Origin of the sequence: Sorangium sp. So ce295, from assembly GCF_051527405.1 — a bacterium.
In the GTDB taxonomy this organism is placed as follows: Bacteria; Myxococcota_A; Polyangia; order Polyangiales; family Polyangiaceae; genus Sorangium; species Sorangium cellulosum_B.
In genome coordinates this window covers 11,382,086-11,402,176 of sequence record NZ_CP150324.1, presented here as the reverse complement: position 1 = coordinate 11,402,176, position 20,091 = coordinate 11,382,086, and the positions used below count along the sequence as shown (strand labels likewise).

Genomic DNA, 20,091 nt, shown 5'->3' with positions numbered 1-20,091 from the left:
ATCGAGCGAGGGGACCGGAGCGGGGAACGGGAGCAGGGAAGGACGAAGATGGGCTATCGACGCTACGCATTCATCGCGGTGGTCGTGGGCGTGCTGGTCCTCGTCGTGACGCTGGTCGGCGCGTCGCAGGTGCCGCCGCTGACGATCGTGGCCAGCATGGCGGCCACGACGCTCGCCGTCGCCACCCCGCTCACCCTGGGCGCCCTCTCGGGCGTCTTCTGCGAGCGCTCCGGGGTCGTCAACCTCGGCATCGAGGGCATGATGCTCGCGGCGGCGTTCTCGGGCTGGTTCGGGTCGATCTACGCGAGCTCGATCCTGGGCTTCCCGCCGCTGCCGAGCCTGCTGCTCGGCGTCGTGATCGCGGTCGCCACCGGCGCCGCGCTGGGGCTCCTGCTGGCCGCGCTCGCGGTGACCTTCTCGGTGGACCAGATCCTCGCGGGGACGGTGATCAACCTGCTCGCCGTGGGGCTCACCGGCTTCTTCAACCGCCAGCTCTTCTTCGGGTCGGGCAGCGTGTTCGGCGGGCAGGTGCCTCACGCGCCGGGCGTCCTTCCGCGCATCGGCGTCCCGCTGCTCGCGGACATCCCGGTCGTGGGCCCCGTGTTCGAGCAGCAGCCGATCGCCGTCGCCGCCATCGCGCTGGTCGCGCTGACGCACCTCGTGCTCTTCCGCACGCGGTGGGGCCTGCGCGCGCGGGCCGTGGGCGAGCACCCCCGCGCGGCCGCGACGGTCGGGATCGACGTTGCCCGCGTGCGCTACGTGAACGTCGTGATCGGCGGCGCGATCGCCGGGCTCGGCGGGGCGTATTTCACGCTGGAGTCGGTGCCGTCCTTCGAGCCGCTGATGACGAACGGGCGCGGCTTCATCTCGCTCGCGGCGATGATCTTCGGCGACTGGACGCCGTTCGGCTCGTGGGCCGCGGCGCTCGTCTTCGGCGCGGCGCAGGCGTTCCAGATCAACCTGCAGCTCTTCCGCGACCAGATCCCGCCGTCGTGGTCGTTCCTGCAGCAATCGTCGGTCGTCGGGCTGGTGCCCTATCTCCTGACGCTGCTGCTTTTGACCGGCGTCATCGGCAAGACCACGCCGCCGGCCGCCGACGGCCTGCCGTACGAGCGGGAGGGGCGGCGGTGACGGCCGTCCTCGAGGCCCGGGGGATCACCCGGCGGTTCTCCGGCGTCCTGGCGAACGACAAGGTCGATCTCGACCTCCGGAAGGGCGAGATCCACGCCCTGCTCGGGGAGAACGGCGCCGGCAAGTCGACCCTGATGAACATCCTCTACGGGCTCTTGCGCCCGGACGAGGGGTCGCTCCTCCGGAGCGGGCGCCCGGTCGCGCTGCGCTCGCCGATCGACGCGATCGCGCTCGGGATCGGCATGGTGCACCAGCACTTCATGCTGATCCCGGTGTTCACGGTCGCCGAGAACGTCGTGCTCGGCGCGGAGCCCGTGCGCGGCGCCCTGCTCGACCGCCGGCGCGCGAGCGCCGAGGTCCGCGAGCTCTCGGCGCGCCACGGGCTGGACGTCGATCCCGACGCCCGGGTGGAGGACCTCCCGGTCGGCGTGCAGCAGCGGGTGGAGATCCTCAAGGCTCTTTACCGGAAGGCGGAGATCCTGATCCTCGACGAGCCGACGGCCGTGCTCACGCCCCAGGAGGCGGACGAGCTGTTCCGCGTGCTGCGGGGGCTGACGGCGCGGGGGGTCTCGGTCCTGTTCATCACGCACAAGCTCAGGGAGGTGCTCGCTGTCGCGGACCGGGTGACGGTCATGCGCGCCGGGCGCGTGGTGGGCGCCGCGATCCCGGCGGAGACGGACGAGCGCGGCCTCGCGGCGATGATGGTGGGCCGCGAGGTGGCGCTCCAGGTGAGCAAGGCCCCGGCGAGCCCCAAGGACGTCGTGCTCGAGGTGCAGCGCCTCGGCGTCGCGGGTCGCCGCGGATCGGGCGCCGACGTGGTGCGCGAGGTGAGCTTCTCGGTGCGCGCCGGCGAGATCCTGGGGATCGCCGGCGTGCAGGGCAACGGCCAGACCGAGCTCTGCGAGGCCATCACCGGCCTCTCGCCGCCGCGCGCCGGGCGCGTGCTCCTCCGGGGCCGCGACGTCACCGGCGCGCTGCCCCGCGCCCTGATCGAGCGCGGCGTCTCGCACGTGCCCGAGGACCGCCAGCGCCACGGGCTCGTGCTCTCGTACGCGATCGCGGACAACCTCGTGCTGTGCACCTACTACAAGGCTCCCTTCGCCGTGCGCGGCGTGCTCCGCGACGACGCCCGCGAGGAGAACGCGAGTCGGTTGATAAAGACCTTTGACATCCGCGCGCCCGGCCCGGGGACGCCCGTCTCCGCGCTGTCGGGCGGCAACCAGCAGAAGGTGATCCTCGCCCGGGAGATGAGCCGCCCCGTCGAGCTGCTCGTGGCCAGCCAGCCGACCCGGGGCGTGGACGTCGGGTCGATCGAGCACATCCACCGCGAGATCGTGGCGGCGCGCGACGCGGGGGCCGCGGTGCTGCTCGTGTCGGCGGAGCTCGACGAGATCCTGGCGCTGTCGGACAGGATCGCGGTCATGTACCGGGGCGAGATCGTGGCGACGCGGGACGCGGGCGCGGTATCGCGGACGGAGCTCGGGATGCTGATGGCCGGGGTGCTCCCCGGCGAGGAGGCCCCGCCGCCCGCCGCGGAGGAGGTCGACGCATGAAGGGGAGGGCGCTGCGCGCGCTGGCCGTGGCGGCGCCGCTCGCGGCGGCGGCCGCGGCCTCGTTCGCGCCGCCGTCCGCCGCCGCACCGACGCTGGAGCAGTACCGGTATTTCCGGGCGCTCTCCCTCGACCTGAAGGGGCGGCTCCCGACGCGCGAGGAGCTCGCCGAGCTCGAGTCGCCGGGCTTCGATCTGGACGCCTGGATAGAGCGCCACCTCGACGGTCCGGGGTATGCCGAGCGGCTCACGCGCATCTACATGGATGTCCTGCGGCTCGAGCTCGGCCCGGCGGGGCTGTTCACGCCGTCTGCGACGACGCTCCGCCGGGTGCAGGTGCTCGGCCCGGAGGGCAAGCCGCTCTATGTCTATTACCGCGTCAACCAGCGCCGCCTGAACCCGGTGATCGACGGCGAGTTCTGCTTCTCCGACGCCGAGAGCGGGCTCGGGGTGGCGGCCTACGCGCCCATCAAGGGGACGCCCGCCCGCATCTCCCAGCGGCTGCTCGACGAGCGGACGACGCTCGTGCGCCCCTACTGGCTCTATCGCGATTACCTCTCCGTCGTCCCGACGCAGCGGTATGGCGACGGGTGGAAGGACCCGGACAGCGCCTATGTCCCGCTGCCGCAGCTCCTTGTCGAGCCGGACGGCAAGACGCCGACCGTCGAGGTCCGGGTCTGCAAGGAAGAGGCGCAGACCGCCGAGGTCGGCCACATCTACGCGAGCGACATCCCCCCGCCGCCGAAGGGGGCTCCGCTGCCGCCGGGCCGCGCGCGCCCGCCGGTGCGCGAGGATCGTTATGCGAAGGCGCACCGGGGCGAGCCGATCTCGTGCCGGAGCGCGCTCGCGCCCGTGATGAGCGTCGATTGCGGCTGCGGCATCGGCCTCGAGCATTGCTTGCCCGCCGACAGCGCGGGCAGGGATCCGCGGAGCTTCGTGCTGCCGGCGAATACCCCGCTCGGCATCGAGGACCCCATCGGCTCCGCGCCGCACACGATCAGCGGCTGGAACAAGTTCTGGTGGTCGCAGGAGGCGATTCATACGATGAATCACGTCTTCGCGGCGGATCGCGATTTCCGGGAGATCCTCACCGGTCGTTCTACGTTCATCAACGGGCCGCTCGCGCAGTTTTACCGGTCGAGCGCGCCCGCGGCGTGCTGCTCGCTGCACCCGTCGTACGGGATGCGCGAGGACGAAGCGCCCCTGTTCTTGCCGGGCGCGGTGCCGCCGGTCGTCGCGCCGCACGACGTCTCGACCTGGACGTTCATCCCCGATCGCGGGCCGCGCGCGGCGGGGATCCTCACGACGCCGGTGTTCCTCACGAAGTATTCCTCGCGCCGCGCGCGGGCGGCGGCGCTCTACAGCGCGTTCCTGTGCAAGAGCTTCACGGCCGAGCACGCGGAGCTCCCGCCGTCGGAGGAGCCCGACCTCATGGTCCGGCCGGGCTGCGCGAGCTGTCACGCGACGCTGGAGCCGCTCGCGGCGTATTTCACGCGGGTCGAGGAGACGACGTGGACCTATCTGCCGGCTGAGCGGTTCCCGATCGAGAACCCGGTGTGCAAGCTGAACGCGGAGGGGAAGACGGGGCAATCGTGCCAGCGCTTCTACGACCCCGTGTTCTCGAGCCGGGAGCGCGGCGTGCTGCGGGGCGCCTATGCCTCGGCGGATCACGCCGAGCGAGGCCCGGCCGGCGCCGCGGCCGATCTCACGCGTATGCCGGAGTTCGCGTCGTGCGCGGTCGAGCGCGTCACCGAGTCGTTCCTTGGGCGGCCGCTGCGCGAGGAGGACGAGGCGCTGCTCGGCGCGCTACGCGAGCGGTTCGTGTCGCGCGGCTACCGGATGCGGCCGCTGGTCGAGGCGATCGTCCGCTCGCCGGCGTATGCGCGCGCGAGCAACGTGCGGCCTGCGCTGGAGCGGGGCGGGGCGGCGAAGGGCGGGGCGGTGAGGGGCGAGGCGGAACGGGGCAGGGCGGCGAAGGGCGGGGCGGGGAAGCTGGGTGGCGCGACGCGCGGCGAGGGAGCGCGGTGATGCAGGGCCGGGGGAGGGCGCCCGGGCGGACGGGGGCCTTCGCCCTCGTCGGCGTCGCCGCGGTGGCCGCGGTGGCCGGCGCGTGCGGCCCGCCGGAGGCGATCGCGCCGCGACCTGCCGCGCCGCTCCGGGAGACGGGGCGCGTCGCGCAGAGCCGGGCTCCGAGGGAGGATCTGCGGCTCATCCCGGCGGAGGCGTACCTGAGGACCTATCTCCGGCTGTTCGGCGGCCTCGCGCCCGCCGAGGTCGAGCGCCGCGCGCGGGGGGACGACAAGGCGGCGCTTTTCGACACCTGGGGAGACTACCTCGCGGCGCTCGGGCTCCCCGATCACGGCCTGGATCTCCCGCGCGCCACGCAGACCAACGCGCTCATGCTGGCGGCGTTCGAGCGGCTCGGGATCGCGCTCTGCGACCGCGCCCTGGAGCACGATCTCAAGGCGAAGGAGCGCGTCCCGATCGAGCGGCGGCTGATCTTCGCCTTCGATCTGCCCGCGCAGGACCCGGACGAGGCGGCGTTCGCCCTGCGCTTCGACGTGCTGCACCGGACGTTCCTGAGCTACCCGGCACGCCTCGCGCCGCCGGATCGGGAGGCGAAGTTCTTCGCGCTGTACGAGGGGACGGTCGCGCGGCACCGCGCGAAGGGCGCGGCGAAGTCGCGCTTCTCGCCGGAGGAGGCGGGGTGGGCGGCCGTCTGTTACGGGCTCGTGCGGCACCCGGAGTTCCATTTGTATTAGCATCACCGCGGGAAGTCGCCCTGGAACAGGGGAAAAATCGCCAAGATGCCAAGGCCGCCAAGAGGAGAGGTAGAGAGGGCGCCGTCGTGACGATGCCGCCCGGTGAGCCCTAGATCGCCAATGACGTGGCTCGATACGGTGGGCGCGCTTTACGCTGCAGAGCTGGGCGCCGCGCCGGCTCGATGCGAGCCGGCGACGCGCGAGGAGCGGAGCGCGGGCCCGGTCAGCGCCGTGTTACGGCTTGACTCTCCGAGCCAGTTGGCGCGAGATGTTCTGCGATGGATCTCGCGGATCTGGCGGGCCACATCGACTTCGGCATTCTCACGATCCGCGAGGATGAGTTTCGCGCCGTCCTGGCCCGCTTTCCCGAGCGGTATGGCGATGGCCGCGCGCGCGGTCTCCGCGTCTACAACCTACGCCGGCTCGGCCTCGGCGCCGCCGGCACGTACACGATCGCGATCCTCCGCTGCATCGAGCAGGGCAACGGCGAGGCGCTCGCCGCCGCCCGCGACCTGCTCGAAGACCTCGCCCCGCGCTGGCTCCTCGTGATCGGCATCGCGGGTGCGACGCCCGCTCCCGAGTTCACCCTTGGAGACGTCGTTGTCTCCACGCGGATCGTCGATTTCAGCGTGGAGGCGCTGCTCCATGACGGCTCCTTCGAGCATGCCGTGACGGGAGGGGCTGTCCACCGCGAGGCCGCGATCCTCGCGGCCAATCTGCCTGCAGTTGAAGCTGAGCTCGGGCCTTGGAACACGTCAGCATCGATCCAGGTGCAGCGGCCGACCGTGGATCTCGCGCCCGAGAATTTCTATGGCGACGAGGCGTGGCAGGAGAAGGTGCGCAAGACGCTTCAGCACCACTTCGGTGGCACCCCGCGGCCGCCGTGCTTTACCGCCGGCGCGCTCGCGGTGAGCGATCGGCTGGTGAGGGACGCGGAGCGTGCAAAAGCGTGGCTGAGAGCGGCGCGGCAATTCCTGGCGATCGAGATGGAATCCGGCGGCGTCCACCGCGCCACGTACGGACGCGACGTGCCCTTCCTTGCGATCCGGGGGATCAGCGACGTGATCGGCTTCAATCGGGATCCTGCGTGGACCGAGTACGCGTGCCACAGCGCGGCAGCGTTCGCGCGCGCGTTTTTGCTGACGATGCCGATCGAGCCGCACGCGTCCGGACGCGCAGGCGCGTTGAGGGGGGGAGCCCCGACGAGCCCCGGCGAGCGCGACGACCCGCGACCGGGCCTCGGCGGATCGCCTCCGCCCGGCCCGGCGGCGGCTGCGTCGGTCGGCGGCAACCGTGAGTGCTTAAGCCCTCTCTCCGTGGTCCGGGATGCACCTCCGGCGGCGACGGCCCTTCCGGACCCGCTCTCCCATCGCGCCATCCACGCGTTGCCGCCGGCACCGCTGTTCGTGGGGCGTGAACGCGAGCTAGCAGAACTCCACCGCGTCTGGGATTCCCAGGACGTCGGTGTCGCCTCGCTCGTCGGCCTTGGCGGCGCAGGAAAGACTGCCATCGTTGCGGAGTTTCTTTCGAGGCTCGCGAGCGGCAGGCGGCATCGCCCCGATCGGCTCTTCGTGTGGAGCTTCTACATCGATCAAGACGTCGGCACGTTCCTCCGCGAAGCGTACGCGTACTTCGCAGCAGGCGAGCAGCCAGATGAGCGCGGGATCGGGCTCGCGTACCGCTTGGTCGAGCGACTCACGCAGGCTCCCGGCCGCAGCTTGATCGTCATGGACGGCCTCGAGCGGGTGCAGCGTGGCCTGAGCGACCGTCACGTCGGCTTCGGCGAGCTGGAGGATCCCTTGCTGCGGCACGTCATGTCGCGGCTCGCGCTGGGCGTTGGAAGCTCCAAATGCCTCATTACGAGCCGCTTCCCGCTCGCGGACCTGCGCCGCTGGAAGGGCAGAGGTTACCGGTGTGTCGACGTCGATCAGCTCGATCGCGGCGATGCAAGGCGGCTGCTCTCTCATCACAGGATTCGAGGCGAACAGGCGGCTTTCGACCGCATCATCGACGAGTATGGCGCCCACGCGCTCACCCTCGATCACCTTGGCATCTACCTCGCAGAGTTCTGTGGCGGCGATGCGCTGGCCGCTCACGATCTACAGGAGCCTCGAATCGACTCGGACCTCCCGGAGGAACGCAAGCTCGCACGCGTGCTACACGCTTACGAGCGTTCGCTCACTCCCGTCGAGCTCGCGTTGCTCTCCCGCTTCTGCATCTTCCGATTCGGGGCGACGCCCGAGACGCTGCACACGACCTTCGCAAAATCAGGCGATTCGAGGGTCGCCGGTCCGCTCATTGGGATGACCGAGATCGAGCTCCGTAGGATCGTCAAGCGGCTCGTGGATCTCCACCTCGTCCTGGTCGAGCCGGGGGAGCACTACACCGCACACCCAGCGATTCGCGATCATTTCTACCAGCTCTTCACCGAGTGTGCCGCGGCGCACGACGCCGCCCGGGCTTCGTACAGGAGCCTCTCGGCGGTCGCCACGCTGGAAGCGTTCGAGCAGTTCAAGGACCGACTCGAGGCACTTCAGACGGAGCTTGAGGCTCTGCGTCGGTCAGAACGCAGGAAGGCTGCTAATGAGATGAAGAGCGCGGAGGCTGCCATCCTCTCGTTGATCCGCGCTTGGCCAAGGCATTCGCGGCGCGCCTTCGGAGAATCCATATATTTGTTGACTCTGGCCGCAGTGCCTGAGCGTAGGTGGTTGGCTGGGTCTGTAAAGGTTCTGGTTCGTTCGTTGGTCTATCGTTGGGTTTTGTCGGGGCTTGATTATGATGACATTTTCGAAGGCGCGTTAGCGGATGAATTGTCGCTTTTTTCACGGGCTGACCACCGGGGCCATTTATCCGGGCTATCATCGCTGCAGCGACTGGCCTCGATGCCAGGGTGGCGTCCACTCGAAGAGATACTGAACAATCTCTGGTTCGCGTTGAGCGCAATCCGCGATCGATGGCAAGCTCATGAGCTGCGTCGCGCTGGCACCCTGGAGTTGGCGACCGATCTCGAGTCATTTCTATCCCGCTACCAAGGGCAGCTCGATCTGAAGGCTATCAACAAACTGAGGGGCGCGATCGTCGCGCTCCGAGCAGGCGATTTTCCGGAACTCCCCACATTGGCCTTGTCGCATGCACGGCTGAGCGCCGCTCCAGGCGTCGAGCACCCCTCGGACGGTCCCACGCTGGATCTGCTGGAGGAGCTCATCCATCACACCGTCCGCGCAGGTGATGTGCGCGGCGCGCTTGACATCTACCGCCAGAGGCTAGGGGGACGCGAGCACCTAGGAAAGCGCATCGGGGAGTACGCGCGAGGTCTGCGGATCCTACGCTCCCTTCCTGGCGAACCGCTCGATCTGGCATGGTACCTCCGTGCCTGCGGGGAGCTAAGCCGAGCACTCGATATCATTGATCAAGTGCATCCGCTCTGGGCCGGCACCATCCTGTGTCTCCGTGGATTCCTGCCCCGCGCGGCGACCGGCCGCTACTGGAGAATGACACGGGAAGTCGCGCGCTTCCTCATGGGTAAAGGCATACCGACGACCAGCGTCGGCTGGGGCGAAGCAATGGTTGACGCTGAGATCGCTGTGCTCGCGGGGCGTCTCGAGCTTGCCGAGGACGTGAATGAAAGCCACGCTCCCGAAATGGCGCGGACCCGGCTAGCCTTGGCCGACGCCGCGCGGCGCAGGGGCGGCATCGAGGAGGCTCGGCGGATACTTGACTCCGCCAGACCCTGGATCCTGCACTCTTGCTCGGTCGAGCATCTATGCCTGCTCCATCTGATCTCCGGCCGAATCAGCACCGATCGCGCCGACCATGCATGCGCTGCCGCGGAGCTGGCGGAGGGCCTCCATCTCGCAGATACGTGGGGCTTTGGTATCTACTTCATTGATCTGATGAACGAGCAGGCGCGGTCGTTCCTTGCACAGGCCTCTCTAGCGCGTGCGCAAGGGCTGAGTGAGGAGGCCTCGGCGGCGTTCGCCCGTGCTGCAGAGGCAGCCTTGAAGGCGCTGAACGGCGTTCTGCTCGATACGGATCAACCCGCGGCGACGCCGGATGCGCCCCTGAGCAACCTACGCCGGATAGGAGCGCGTCATCCGGAGTGTCAGTACGCCTGGGGGGCGGCGGAAGGAATGACGCTGCTGGGTAAGGCATCCTGCGGATTGGGACGACTCGACGAGGGCGCACGATGGAAAGACGAGGCAGCGAAGCTCCGTGCCTCCCTGCCGCGCGTTTCGGCATAGGTCGGAGTCGAGGTCGAACCGGCCGGCAGGTCACATCGGCGGCTCTCACTGCGGCAACTCGACGCGCGCGCCGTCGGTCTGTACCGAGCGCGTCCAGCAGCTCCGGGAAGCGCGCTGAGCTACCGCTGGCACGCGCGCCCGATCCGCTGGAGGGTGTCGGGGATGAGCTGGCATGCTCCTGAACGTTGCTGTCCTGGTGTTTACACCGCGGCGGACCTCTCCTGCTGTACCGAATCTCTGATCTTCCTCGACGAGGTCGACGCGCTCACCGGGCCCACGCTGCTCTCGGCGCTGCGCCAGCGCTGCGGAGGCCACCGGCGCAGGCCGCGGGGATTGCCCTTCGCCTATTGCCTCCATCGGGATGCACTGCGTCCCTAAAGGGCTAGATCGACGCCGCGCTCGGCACGCCGCTAGGTGGGCAGGGAAATCCGACGATCACCGGCCAACCCCCTCGGCGGCGCGCACCGCGACCTGCTTGCCGCTGAACGCCACCGCGAGCGCGTGCACCGGAGACGCGCCAGCGGCGCGGAGCTCGGCCGTGTAGTCCCTGCGGTCGATCTGCGACAGCCCCTCTTCCAGCGCTTGCTCCAGCGTCTGGCCGCCTCGCGCCACCTTCATCTCCAGCACGACGCCGGGTTTGCCCGGCTGCCGGGGCCGCACCAGCACGTCGGGCCTCCCTTCGCCGGACTCGCGGTTGGACCGCACCTCGTAGTCGGGCTCCAGCGTGGCGAGCAAGCCTGCGACGAACCCGTGATAGACCTCCTCCGGGCCGAGGCGGCGCGCCTCATGGTACGAGAGGACGTTCACGACGAACGCCCGGAGCTGCTCTTCGAAGGTGGCCACATCGCCGCTCAGCAGCGCCCGCACCAGCCGCCGCGAGCTCGCGCCCTGCCCGGACAGCCGCCCCTCCATCCAGTCGCGGAAGGTGCTGATATAGACCTCGCGCACCTCGTCGTTCGGGATCGACAATCGATACGCCGGCACGTGGGTCGTCCCCGCCTCGACCGCCTCGGCGCGCAGGTACCCCGAGAACACGAGCAGGGCAAAGAGCGCTCGCGGGCTGCCCGGCAGCTGGTCGAAGGCCACGTTCTCGTCGAGCCGCTGCTCGATCGCGCCCCCCTCGAGCAAGATGGCGATGTCGTCCTCGACGTCGAGCGCGTGGTGCACCAGCAAATCTCTGATGAGCTCGTTCGCGCTGGTCGACACCCAGTAGCTGCGGGTGCGCCTGTCGTCGCTGGCCAGGAAGCTCAGCACGGACCAGGGATTGTAGACCACGGTCTCGCCGAAGATGTAGCCGTTGTAGGCCTTGCGGACGCTCTCGAGCCTGTCGAGCGCGCTCCCGTCTTTGAGGAGCGCGATCACCTCGGGCTCGGTGAAGCCGAAGCAGGTGGAGAACTCGGTGCGGAGGAGCGAATAGACACCGATGTTGTTGAGGCAAGAGAAGATGCTCTCCCTCGCGATCCGCAGGACGCCCGTGAGAACGGCCCTGGACAGGTGAGGGTTGTCCTTGATCCCGCCGGTCAGGAAGGCGCGGAAGAAGTCGAGGACCTCGCGGGCGTAGCCCCCGACGAAGCCGGCGTGGATCGGCTCGTCGTACTCGTCGATCAGGATGACGACCTTCTCGCCGGAGGCGCGGTGCAGGTAGGCGCAGAGATCGAAGCGCGCGCGCTGATAGAGCACTTCGTCCGCGGTGCCGTCGAGGATGGCGCGGTAATCGCGCGCCTCGCGCTCGCTCAGGGCGCCCCCATCGACGAGCGCCCGGTGCTCGTCGAACAGCGCCTCGATCTTCCTCTGGATGGCCTTCCAGCACGCCTCGAAGGCGGGCGCCTTGACGTCCCGGAAGGTCATGAACACGACCGGATAGCGCCGGAAGTGCGCCCGGTACGCTTCGCCCGCGCGCCAGATGGAGAGATCCTCGAACAGGTGCGAGAGGTCCTCGTCGCGCCTCTCGAAGAAGTACCGGAGCATCGACAGGTTCAGCGTCTTGCCGAAGCGCCGCGGCCGCGGGAGCAGGAGCCCCACGAGCCCTGGGCGGTCGACGAGCTCCTGGATGAGGTGCGATTTGTCGACGTAGACGAGCCCGCGCTCGCGGAGATCGCGGAAGTCGGAGATGCCGAGAGCGACGTGCTGAATCATGGGGGCGCTCGACGGGCGGAGCATCACGAGCATGGAGGAAGGGCGAGCTCAGTAGCAAGCGGGCAGCGCCGGCCTTCAGCGTGCGCCGCTCTGGCCGCCAGCGCGCGCCGCCAACCGAGAGGCCGTCACGAAGGCGGCACGCACGAGCTCGTTGGACGGCAATGTCGTGCGGGCGCGCGCGGCCGCGGAGGGTATCCTGAGCCGCGCGCCCGATGCCTCGCCACGACCCCTGCCCCCGCCGCCTCGCCGTCCCGCGCCGCGCGCTGCTCGAGGCCGCCGCGGGCGCGGCGCTCGCCGGCGTCCTCGGCCTGCCGGCGCGCGCGCTCGCCGCGCAGGGCAAGGCCGCGGAGGACGAGTTCTTCCTCTTCATCCACGCGTCCGGCGGCTGGGACGTGACGCTGTGGGCCGATCCTCGGAACGAGGCCAGGGGCCTCGTGAGCCCCGCGACGACCGACAACACGGACACCGCGGGGCTCCGCCTCTGGGTCGACGCGCCCGCGGCCGGCGGCGCGAAGAGCTTCGCGCCGGTCACGCCCAGGGGCTCGAGCCTGGTGCTCGGCCCGGGCATCGGCGCCCTCGCGGACATGCATGACCGGCTGTGCATCCTCAACGGCCTGGCGATGAACACCGTGAGCCACCCCGACGGCACGGCGTTCTCGACCACGGGAAGGCACCTCAGCGGCGGCCGCACCCTGGCCTCCAGCGTCGACGCGATCTGCGGGAGCGAGCTCGGCGCGAGCCAGACCTTCCCCGTCGTCTCGGTCCAGTTCCCCTCGGCGTTCGTCGGCGACCGCCTCGATCGGCGCGCCGTCCCGCTCATGGTCGGGGAGATCGGCACCCTCAGCCGCTCGCTCTCCCGCGCGCGCCACTACGACACCGACGAGGACCGCGCCGCGGTGACCGCGCTCCTCTCCGAGGAGGCCAGGTCCCTCGCCGCGCGATCCAGCCACACAGACGCCCTGCGCGGCTTCGCCATCCAGGCGGAAGGGCTGGGCAAGATGCTGAGCTCAGGCCTCCAGGAGGTGTTCTCCAGGGGCAAGCTCATCCAGACGCACCCGGAGTTCAACCACGCGGCCCGCTACGCCAGGCAAGCGGCCGTCAACGCCGCGTTCGCGATCGAGGCCATGCGGCGGAACGTTGTCCGCTGCGTGAGCTTCTCGAGCAGCGGGTTCGACACGCACACGAGCACCTACCGCCAGCACGCGGCCACCCAGCAGGAGCTCTTCGACCTGATCGCCGCCCTGCTCGGCTCGCTCGACACGACCCCGCACCCGACCCGGGCCGGCAAGAAGCTCTCGGATCACACCCACATCCTCGTGACGAGCGACTTCTGCCGCACGCCCCAGCTCAACACGGCGATGGGCCGCGACCACTACCCCAACAACTCCGCCATGGTGATCTCCCCGCGCTTCCGCGGGAGCTTCGCGTTCGGCAAGACCGATCCCGAGCAGCTCCTGCCGGCCCCGGCGAAGACGTTCCAGGGCGGGCCGCGGCCGATCGCCCCGCCCGATCTGCTCGCCACCTTCCTGTTCGCCTTCGGCATCTCCCCGCGCGCGCACCTGCGCGACGGCGAGGTGGTGCCGGAGCTGCTCCGGTCGCCGTGACGCTCCTCCGCCGAGCGGCGTCCGCCGCCGCGCTGGCGCTCTCGTCCTCCGCGTTAGCGCTCTCGTCCTCAGCGCTGGCGCTCTCGCTCGCCGGATGCGCGGCGCAGGCCGCGGCGCCCCTCCCGCCGCTCGTCGTGCGCGAGGTCGCGTGGCCGTCCCCGGGGGAGCTCGGCGCGGTGCGCGCGGTCGCCGACGACGGGCGCCGCGTCGTGGTGTTCCACGACGGCGCCGCGGCCGTCTTCGTGAACGGCGCGCTCGCCAGGGTGGAGCGCGCGCCCCACCGCTGGGTGAGCGCCGCGGCCCTGCCCGCGCCCGACGGCTACGGCACGTGGATCGTCGGCGTCGACGCCGAGGGCCGGCTGCTCCGGCTCCCGGGCCAGGGGGCCTTCGAGGTCGTCTCCGACCGCTACGGCCTCGAGCGCGCCGCGGTGCGGTCCGCGATCGGCCTCGGCGAGGGCGGCGCCACCTTCGCGCTGGACCGCGAGATTGCGGTGGCGGACGGCGAGACCGTCACGCGCTACGCGACGGGCCCGCTCGCGACGCTCGCGGCGGGGGCCGGGCGCGTGGCCTTCGCGGCCGGGGGCGATGGGCTCGGCGCCCTCGACGTCGCCACGAGGGCGCTGCGATCGTACCCGCTCCCGGCGGACGGCGCCGCGCCGCTGCTCGCCCTGACGGGCGCGGGCGCGCTGCTCGCGGCGACGCCCGATGCGCTCTACGCGGAGGACGGCGCCGGCGTCCTGCGCCTCCGGTTCCGGGCGCGCGCCGCGCTCCACGGGCTCGCCGTCTCCGGCGACCGCGCGTGGTTCGCCGACGGCGACGAGCTCGGCGTGCTCGAGCAGGCCGGCGCGCGCGAGACCCGCGGCGCGCGCCTCCCGCAGGGCGGCAGGCTCGTCGGCTCGCCGAGCGGCGACGTGTGGCTGCTCGCGTCGGGCGCCCTCCGGCGCTTCGCCGCAGAGGACGGCGACGGGACCGCCTGGGGCGAGATCGCGCCCGTGTTCGCCCGCGCGTGCGCGCGCTGCCACCGCCCGCGCGGCGAGGGCGGCGTCGATCTCTCCACGCCCGCGGCGTGGGCCTCGCTCCGCGAGGCCATCGCGCGCCGGGTCGTGGACGAGCGGAATATGCCGCCCCCGGGATACGCGCTGTCGGAGGCCGACCGCGCGCGCATCCGCGCCTTCGTCGGGCGCGCGGGGCCGCCCGCGCGGCCGTGATGTGGGCTCGCCGCCGTGGCCGCGATGCGCGCTCGCCCGCGCGGCCGTGAGGCGCGCTCGCCGCCGCCGCGCGCCCGTCTTGCGCTACCCTGGGGCACCATCGCGAAGAGGAGAGCTGCCTGATGATGTCGTTCAGCCCGGATCCGCGCGTCGCAGAGCAGCAGATGCACGCCATCATCTACTACCTCACGGGGTTCGGGTACATCGACGGCGAGCTCGATCCGACCGAGAAGTCCTTCATCCGCGGCTACATCCACGACCTCGTCCGGCAGCGCGCGCGCGACGCCCTCGCCGGCGAGGCCCAGGAGAACCAGGACGTCGTCGGCCGGTGGACCAGCCACTTCCACGAGGTCTTCTCCGAGATCGACCACCAGATCCAGAGCCATTTCACCGAGAGCGTCGCCGAGGGAGAGGACCCGAAGGACTTCGTCCTCTCCAAGATCAAGCTCCGCTGCTTCGAGCTCCTCGACGGCTTCGACGACGACAACCGGAAGGCGCTGCTCGCGACCGTCGACGAGCTCATGCTCGCCGACGGCGTCGTCCACCCGAACGAGCAGCGGTTCCGCGACGAGCTCTCGTCGCTCCTGTCGGCGTCCCCGATCGAGATCGACGACGTCGACATCGAGACGATCGAGCAGGGCGCGGTGGTGATCGATCCGGCCACGCGCAAGCAGGCGCGCGAGGTCGATCACCCGTTCTTCAAGGCGTTCGAGTGGGACTACGCCAGCGACGCAGCCACGTTCGCGGAGCAGGCCAAGGTCGACATGGACCTGATGCGCAGGTTCGAGGCGAAGCTCGAGGAGCAGCGCGCGCGCGGCGCGGGCCGGCTCGACGGCGCGGCGGATTTCGCGGGCTTCGCCGGGCAGGCGCCCTTCCTCGACGGCCACGTCTACGTCGCCTCGCCCGACCCCGCCGAGGACGTCGAGCTCCTGGTCATCGGCGATCTGCACGGCTGCTACTCGTGCCTCAAGGGGGCGCTGATGCAGGCCGACTTCTTCGCCAAGGTGCAGGCCCACCGCGACGACCCCGCGAACCACCCGCGGATGATGCTGGTGTTCCTCGGCGACTACATCGATCGCGGCAGGTTCAGCTACAACGGCATCCTGCGCACGGTGATGCAGCTCTTCCTCGCCGCGCCCGACAGCGTCTTCGTGCTGCGCGGCAACCACGAGTACTACGTCGAGCTGAACGGGCGCGTCCTCGCGCCGGTGCGGCCCTCCGAGGCGATGAGCTCGCTCGCGGCCATCGCGCCGAACGAGGTGTTCGCGGCCTACATGCGCCTCTTCGAGGCGCTCCCCAACATGCTGGTCTTCGACAGGATCCTCTTCGTCCACGCGGGGATCCCGCGCGACGAGACCATCGCCGCCCGGTGGACGTCGGTGTCCTCGCTCAATGACCCGGAGATCCGGTTCCAGATGCTCTGGAGCGACCCGAGCGAGGTCGACGCGATCCCCGCGGAGCTCCAGAAGTCCACGGCGCGCTTCCCCTTCGGCAAGCGGCAGTTCAAGAGCTTCATGCAGAAGCTCGGCTGTACCACGCTGATCCGCGGCCACGAGCGCGTCCCGGAGGGCTTCCGCGTCGTGCACGACGACCCCGACGGGGTGCTGCTCACCCTGTTCTCCGCGGGCGGGAAGACCAACGACGACCTGCCGCTGACCAGCAACTACCGCGAGGTCACGCCGATGGCCCTCACCATCCGGTACAAGGGCGGCGTCAGCCAGCTGACCCCGTTCGCGATCGAGTACGAGCGGTACAACGATCCCAAGTACAACGCGTTTTTCCGCGAGCAGCTGCCGCCGCTCCATCCGTAGGACGTGATGCGCCTGCTCGATCCCTGTCGGCGGGATCTCCTCGCTGCTGCGGATTCCCTCGTCATCTCCGCGCTCGCGCTCGCCGCGCTCGCCGCGGTGGCGGGGGATGCCCGCGCCGACGCCGCGGCGAGCGCGGGCGGCGTCGAGCTCGACTGGATCGCGCCCGGGGAATGCGCGGATCGATCGCGCGTGCTGGCCGAGATCGAGCAGCGCCTCGGGCGGTCATCCGAGGCGAACGGCGAGCCGCCGCTGAAGGCGCGCGCGGTGGTGTCCCGGAACGAGCGCGGGTCGTGGGACCTCCGCCTCACGACGACGCTCGGCGAGACGACACGGTCGCGCGAGCTCCACGGCGAGACCTGCGCGGAGCTCGCGGACGCGGCGGCGCTGATCATCGCGCTCGCCATCGATCCCGACGCAGCGAGCCGCGGCACCCCGACGGTGGATCAGGGCGCCGGCGCGGCGCCAGGCGACATCTCCGGCGCGGATCCAGGCGCCGGCGGGGATCCGGGCGCCGGCACCGAGCCGGAGATGGACGCATCTCCGGACGCGCCCACCGCCGTCGAGGCGCCGACCGCGGCCTCGCCCCCGCCAGGGGCCAGCGCGGCCCCGGCGCAGGGCCCGTCGCGCCCCCTCGAGCTGCGCGGCACGCTCAGGGCCTCCGGCGTCCTCGACACCGCCTCGCTCCCGGCGGTCGCCCCGGGGGCCGGCATCGCCGCGGGCATGCTGATCGGAGCCGTCCGCGTCGAGCTGTCCGGCACCTACTTCGGCGCGCAGCAAGCGTTCGTCGAGCGGACGACGATGGGCGGCGACGTCCAGCTGACCACCGGCGGATTGCGCGTGTGTTACGCGATGCGTTATCGCTCGGTCGAGCTCGGACCCTGCGCCGGCGTCGAGGTCGGCGTCATGAGCGCGGACAGCTTCGGCGCGGCGTCGCCCGGCTCGAACCGGGCGCTCTGGGTCGCGCCGCACCCCGGAGCGCTCGCGACCTTCACCCTCTCGGACCGGCTCCGCGTCCCGCTCACGCTCGACGTTCCGTTCCCGGTGACGCGCGATCGGTTCGTGCTCGTCGGCATCGGCGCGGTCCACCGGAGCGCCGCCGCCACGCTCCGCGCCTCGCTGGGGGTCGAGGTGCGATTTCCGTGACGGATCCAGAGGGCGCCGGCCATGTACTTCGCGTGACGAGGACGTCCCCCGCGTCGGCGCTTCCCTTCGCGGGGTCCGTGTTCGATCCGCACTTCGGCGCCCACGACGCGCCCGTCGCCCTCGATTTCGACGCGGTCTACGACGAGCACGCCGACTTCGTCTGGCGAAACCTGCGCCGGCTCGGCGTCAGCGAGGCGAGCCTGGACGACGCCTTCCAGGACGTCTTCGTCGTGGTCCACCGGCGGCTCGGCGAGCTCGAGCCGCGGTCGAGCGTGAAGGCGTGGCTGTTCGCGATCCTCTGCCGGGTGGCGCGCGATCACCGGCGCCTCGTCCGGCGCAAGGGCGGGCTCGAGGAGCTGCCGGGTGGCGTGGCGGACCGCGGGCCGGGGCCGGCGGAGCGGCTCGAGCAGGTCGAGGCGCTGAAGCTCGTCGACGCGCTCCTCGCGGAGCTCGACGACGACAAGCGCGCGGTGCTCGTGATGGCGGAGATCGAGGAGCTGAGCGCGCCGGAGATCGCCGCGGCGCTCGACCTGAAGGTGAACACCGTCTACTCGCGGCTGCGCGCCGCGCGCCGCGAGTTCGAGCTGGCGCTGGCGAGGCGCGGGGGCGGGTGGCCATGAGCGAGCCGAGCGACAAGGCGCGCGCGCTCCTGAGGGCGGCCCGAGCGGACGGGCTCGCGCCGTCCGACAAGGCGCGGCTCCGCGCGGCGCTCGCGGGCAAGCTGGCGGTCGGCGCGCCGCAGGAGCCGTCCGGGGAGGCGCCCACCTCGCCCCCGGCGCCGCTCGCGGGCAGCGGGGCAGGCGGCGGCGTGCTCGCGGGCAACGCGGCCGGCGGCGTGCTCTCGGGCAAGATGCTCGCGGCGGGCGCGCTGATCGGCGCCGTCGCCTTCGCCGGCGGGTTCTTCACCGGCAGGGCGACCCTCGACGTCCCTCCGCCGGCCAGCGCAGCGCCGCCGGCGAGCGCGCCCGCGGCGCCTCCGCCGGCGATGACACCGCCCGCGATGACACCGCCCGCGATGACACCGCCCGAGGTGGCTCCGCCCGCAGCAGCTCCGGTCGACGCGCCGGCGCCGACGGCGGCGCCCCCGCCCCCGCGCGAGGCCCGCGCGGTCGCGCCGGCACCGCCGCGGCCGCTGGACCCCAGCGCGGAGGACGCCGCGCGGGCGTCCTCGACAGGGGACGGCGAACGCGAGTCGGCGCGCCCGCGCGGCGGACAGCCGGCCAGGCCGAGCACGCTCGCCGCGGAGATGGCCCTGCTGCGCGAGGCGCAGGACGCCGTGCGGGACGGCGATCCGTCGGCCGCGCTCGATCGCCTCGACGACCTCGGCGCCCGGTTTCCAGAGGGCCAGCTCCGCGAGGAGCGCATGGCCGCGCGCGTGCTCGCCCTCTGCGCCGCAGGGCGGGCGCCGGAGGCGCGCGCGGAAGCCGAGCGGCTCCTCGGCGAAGCGCCGAGCTCGGTGCACGCGGGCCGAGTCCGCGCTTCGTGCGCGTTCCGAGAAAATATCGACTGACAGAGACGAATGTTCCTCGCGCCGGCCATGTACCGATGGACCGCAAGAGACAGGAGGAACCATGAATCATTCGACTCGCGTCGCGCTCGCGTTGCTCTTCGCTGCTGCCTCGCTCGGGAACATCGGCTGTCAGTCGCAAGACCTGCCCATCGGCGGCGATGAGGCCAGCTCCGGCGGCGGGGAATCCGGCGGCGGAACCGGCGCGGCCGCGCTGCTCGTCGCGCACTGGGAGGGATACGTCGAGAACTTCAAGTTCCGTTCGGGATCGGACGCGGTGCAGCTCGACATCGATACGGTGGAGCGTTCGGCGATCCAGGGGACGGTGCGCTTCGGGGCGGGGCCATCGATGCCCCCGCCCACGGATCCGGACGTGGGTTATCCCCCGAACCCCGGGATAGAGGTTAGTTACGCGCTCGGCCTGCCCTACGAGGGCTTCGATTTCACGCTACTGGGCGCGCAGCTCAGCGAGAGCCGGTTGCGCTTCTCGATCGCCCCCACAGAGCTCTGGAAGGGCTGGTGCGAGCTCCAGACGCCGCGCCTTGTGGTCACCCCGGGCGGCGGCGAGCGCACCTACTTCTGCGAGTCCGACCAGGGCTACCTGCAAGGCAGCGACGGCTGCTTCCTGGCCGATCAGCCCGTCGACTGTGCCTATATCGATCTGTGCATCAAGGAGGTTTGCCATTGTCGCGAGTCCGGGTGCACAGTGGACGCGGAGCTCGCGGAGGAGCGGGTCGACTTCGATCTTGAATTCGGTCAACAGGAGGCGAACGGCAGCATCGCGATCGAGAGCGCCATTTTTTACAACGTCCGGCTGACGCGCGACCCCTGACGGCGAGCAGCTCAGGACCGGTCCCCTCGACGACGCTGTCATGGTGTGCCGCGCCGTCTGGCACACCGAGGCCCAGCGCCCGCGCGATCCGGGCCGAGATCGGCGGGCGCATCGACCGGACGCCCAGGGCATGCCCGTTGCAACTCGCCCGGCATGCCTCGGCGCTT

The 20,091-nt window shown here is 71.1% G+C and carries 13 protein-coding genes; 12 read left to right on the top strand and 1 reads right to left on the bottom strand.

The annotated features are described in order from the left end of the window. The first annotated feature begins 48 nt into the window (after positions 1–48). From WMF11_RS43340 to WMF11_RS43320, 5 genes are all read left to right on the top strand, one after another. A complete protein-coding gene (locus WMF11_RS43340) occupies positions 49–1,131 on the top strand; it encodes an ABC transporter permease (protein WP_437546178.1) in 1,083 nt (360 codons plus the stop codon). Next, complete coding sequence (locus WMF11_RS43335) at positions 1,128–2,684, top strand: ABC transporter ATP-binding protein (protein ID WP_437974926.1); 1,557 nt, start codon at positions 1,128–1,130, stop codon at positions 2,682–2,684. Before WMF11_RS43340 ends, WMF11_RS43335 begins: the two co-directional genes overlap by 4 nt. Next, entirely contained in the window at positions 2,681–4,708 is a 2,028-nt protein-coding gene (locus WMF11_RS43330; RefSeq protein ID WP_437974925.1) for a DUF1585 domain-containing protein, read from the top strand. The genes WMF11_RS43335 and WMF11_RS43330 overlap by 4 nt, the downstream gene beginning before the upstream one ends. Further along, positions 4,708–5,442 carry a hypothetical protein gene (locus WMF11_RS43325; protein ID WP_437974924.1) on the top strand — a complete coding sequence of 245 codons (735 nt, stop codon included), beginning with the start codon at positions 4,708–4,710 and terminating at the stop codon, positions 5,440–5,442. Before WMF11_RS43330 ends, WMF11_RS43325 begins: the two co-directional genes overlap by 1 nt. A 278-nt stretch (positions 5,443–5,720) precedes the next feature. Next, positions 5,721–9,683 (top strand): phosphorylase family protein, encoded by a 3,963-nt coding sequence (locus WMF11_RS43320; protein WP_437974923.1) that lies wholly within the window; start codon positions 5,721–5,723, stop codon positions 9,681–9,683. Positions 9,684–10,118: 435 nt separating this feature from the next. Here the strand turns inward: WMF11_RS43320 and WMF11_RS43315 are convergent, their stop codons facing one another. Beyond that, the gene (locus WMF11_RS43315) at positions 10,119–11,819 is read right to left on the bottom strand and encodes an AAA family ATPase (RefSeq protein WP_437974922.1); all 1,701 of its coding nucleotides are present in this window, start codon (positions 11,817–11,819) and stop codon (positions 10,119–10,121) included. Positions 11,820–12,031: 212 nt separating this feature from the next. Here WMF11_RS43315 and WMF11_RS43310 point away from each other — a divergent pair, with 212 nt between their 5' ends. The 7 genes from WMF11_RS43310 (at position 12,032) to WMF11_RS43280 (ending at position 19,924) form a co-directional block, all read left to right on the top strand. Beyond that, a complete protein-coding gene (locus WMF11_RS43310; protein WP_437974921.1) occupies positions 12,032–13,423 on the top strand; it encodes a DUF1501 domain-containing protein in 1,392 nt (463 codons plus the stop codon). Then, positions 13,420–14,631, top strand: coding sequence for a c-type cytochrome (locus WMF11_RS43305; RefSeq protein WP_437974920.1), 1,212 nt, complete (start codon positions 13,420–13,422; stop codon positions 14,629–14,631). The genes WMF11_RS43310 and WMF11_RS43305 overlap by 4 nt, the downstream gene beginning before the upstream one ends. A 122-nt stretch (positions 14,632–14,753) precedes the next feature. Beyond that, on the top strand, positions 14,754–16,442 hold the full coding sequence (locus tag WMF11_RS43300) for a metallophosphoesterase family protein (protein WP_437974919.1): 1,689 nt from the start codon (positions 14,754–14,756) through the stop codon (positions 16,440–16,442). A 6-nt stretch (positions 16,443–16,448) separates the two neighbouring features. Then, positions 16,449–17,585: a hypothetical protein gene (locus WMF11_RS43295; RefSeq protein WP_437974918.1), complete on the top strand. Its 1,137-nt coding sequence runs from the start codon at positions 16,449–16,451 to the stop codon at positions 17,583–17,585. After that, positions 17,582–18,205 (top strand): RNA polymerase sigma factor, encoded by a 624-nt coding sequence (locus WMF11_RS43290; protein ID WP_437974917.1) that lies wholly within the window; start codon positions 17,582–17,584, stop codon positions 18,203–18,205. The genes WMF11_RS43295 and WMF11_RS43290 overlap by 4 nt, the downstream gene beginning before the upstream one ends. Then, the gene (locus WMF11_RS43285) at positions 18,202–19,095 is read left to right on the top strand and encodes a hypothetical protein (protein WP_437974916.1); all 894 of its coding nucleotides are present in this window, start codon (positions 18,202–18,204) and stop codon (positions 19,093–19,095) included. The genes WMF11_RS43290 and WMF11_RS43285 overlap by 4 nt, the downstream gene beginning before the upstream one ends. Positions 19,096–19,156: 61 nt before the next feature. Beyond that, the gene (locus WMF11_RS43280) at positions 19,157–19,924 is read left to right on the top strand and encodes a hypothetical protein (protein ID WP_437974915.1); all 768 of its coding nucleotides are present in this window, start codon (positions 19,157–19,159) and stop codon (positions 19,922–19,924) included. Positions 19,925–20,091 lie beyond the last annotated feature (167 nt).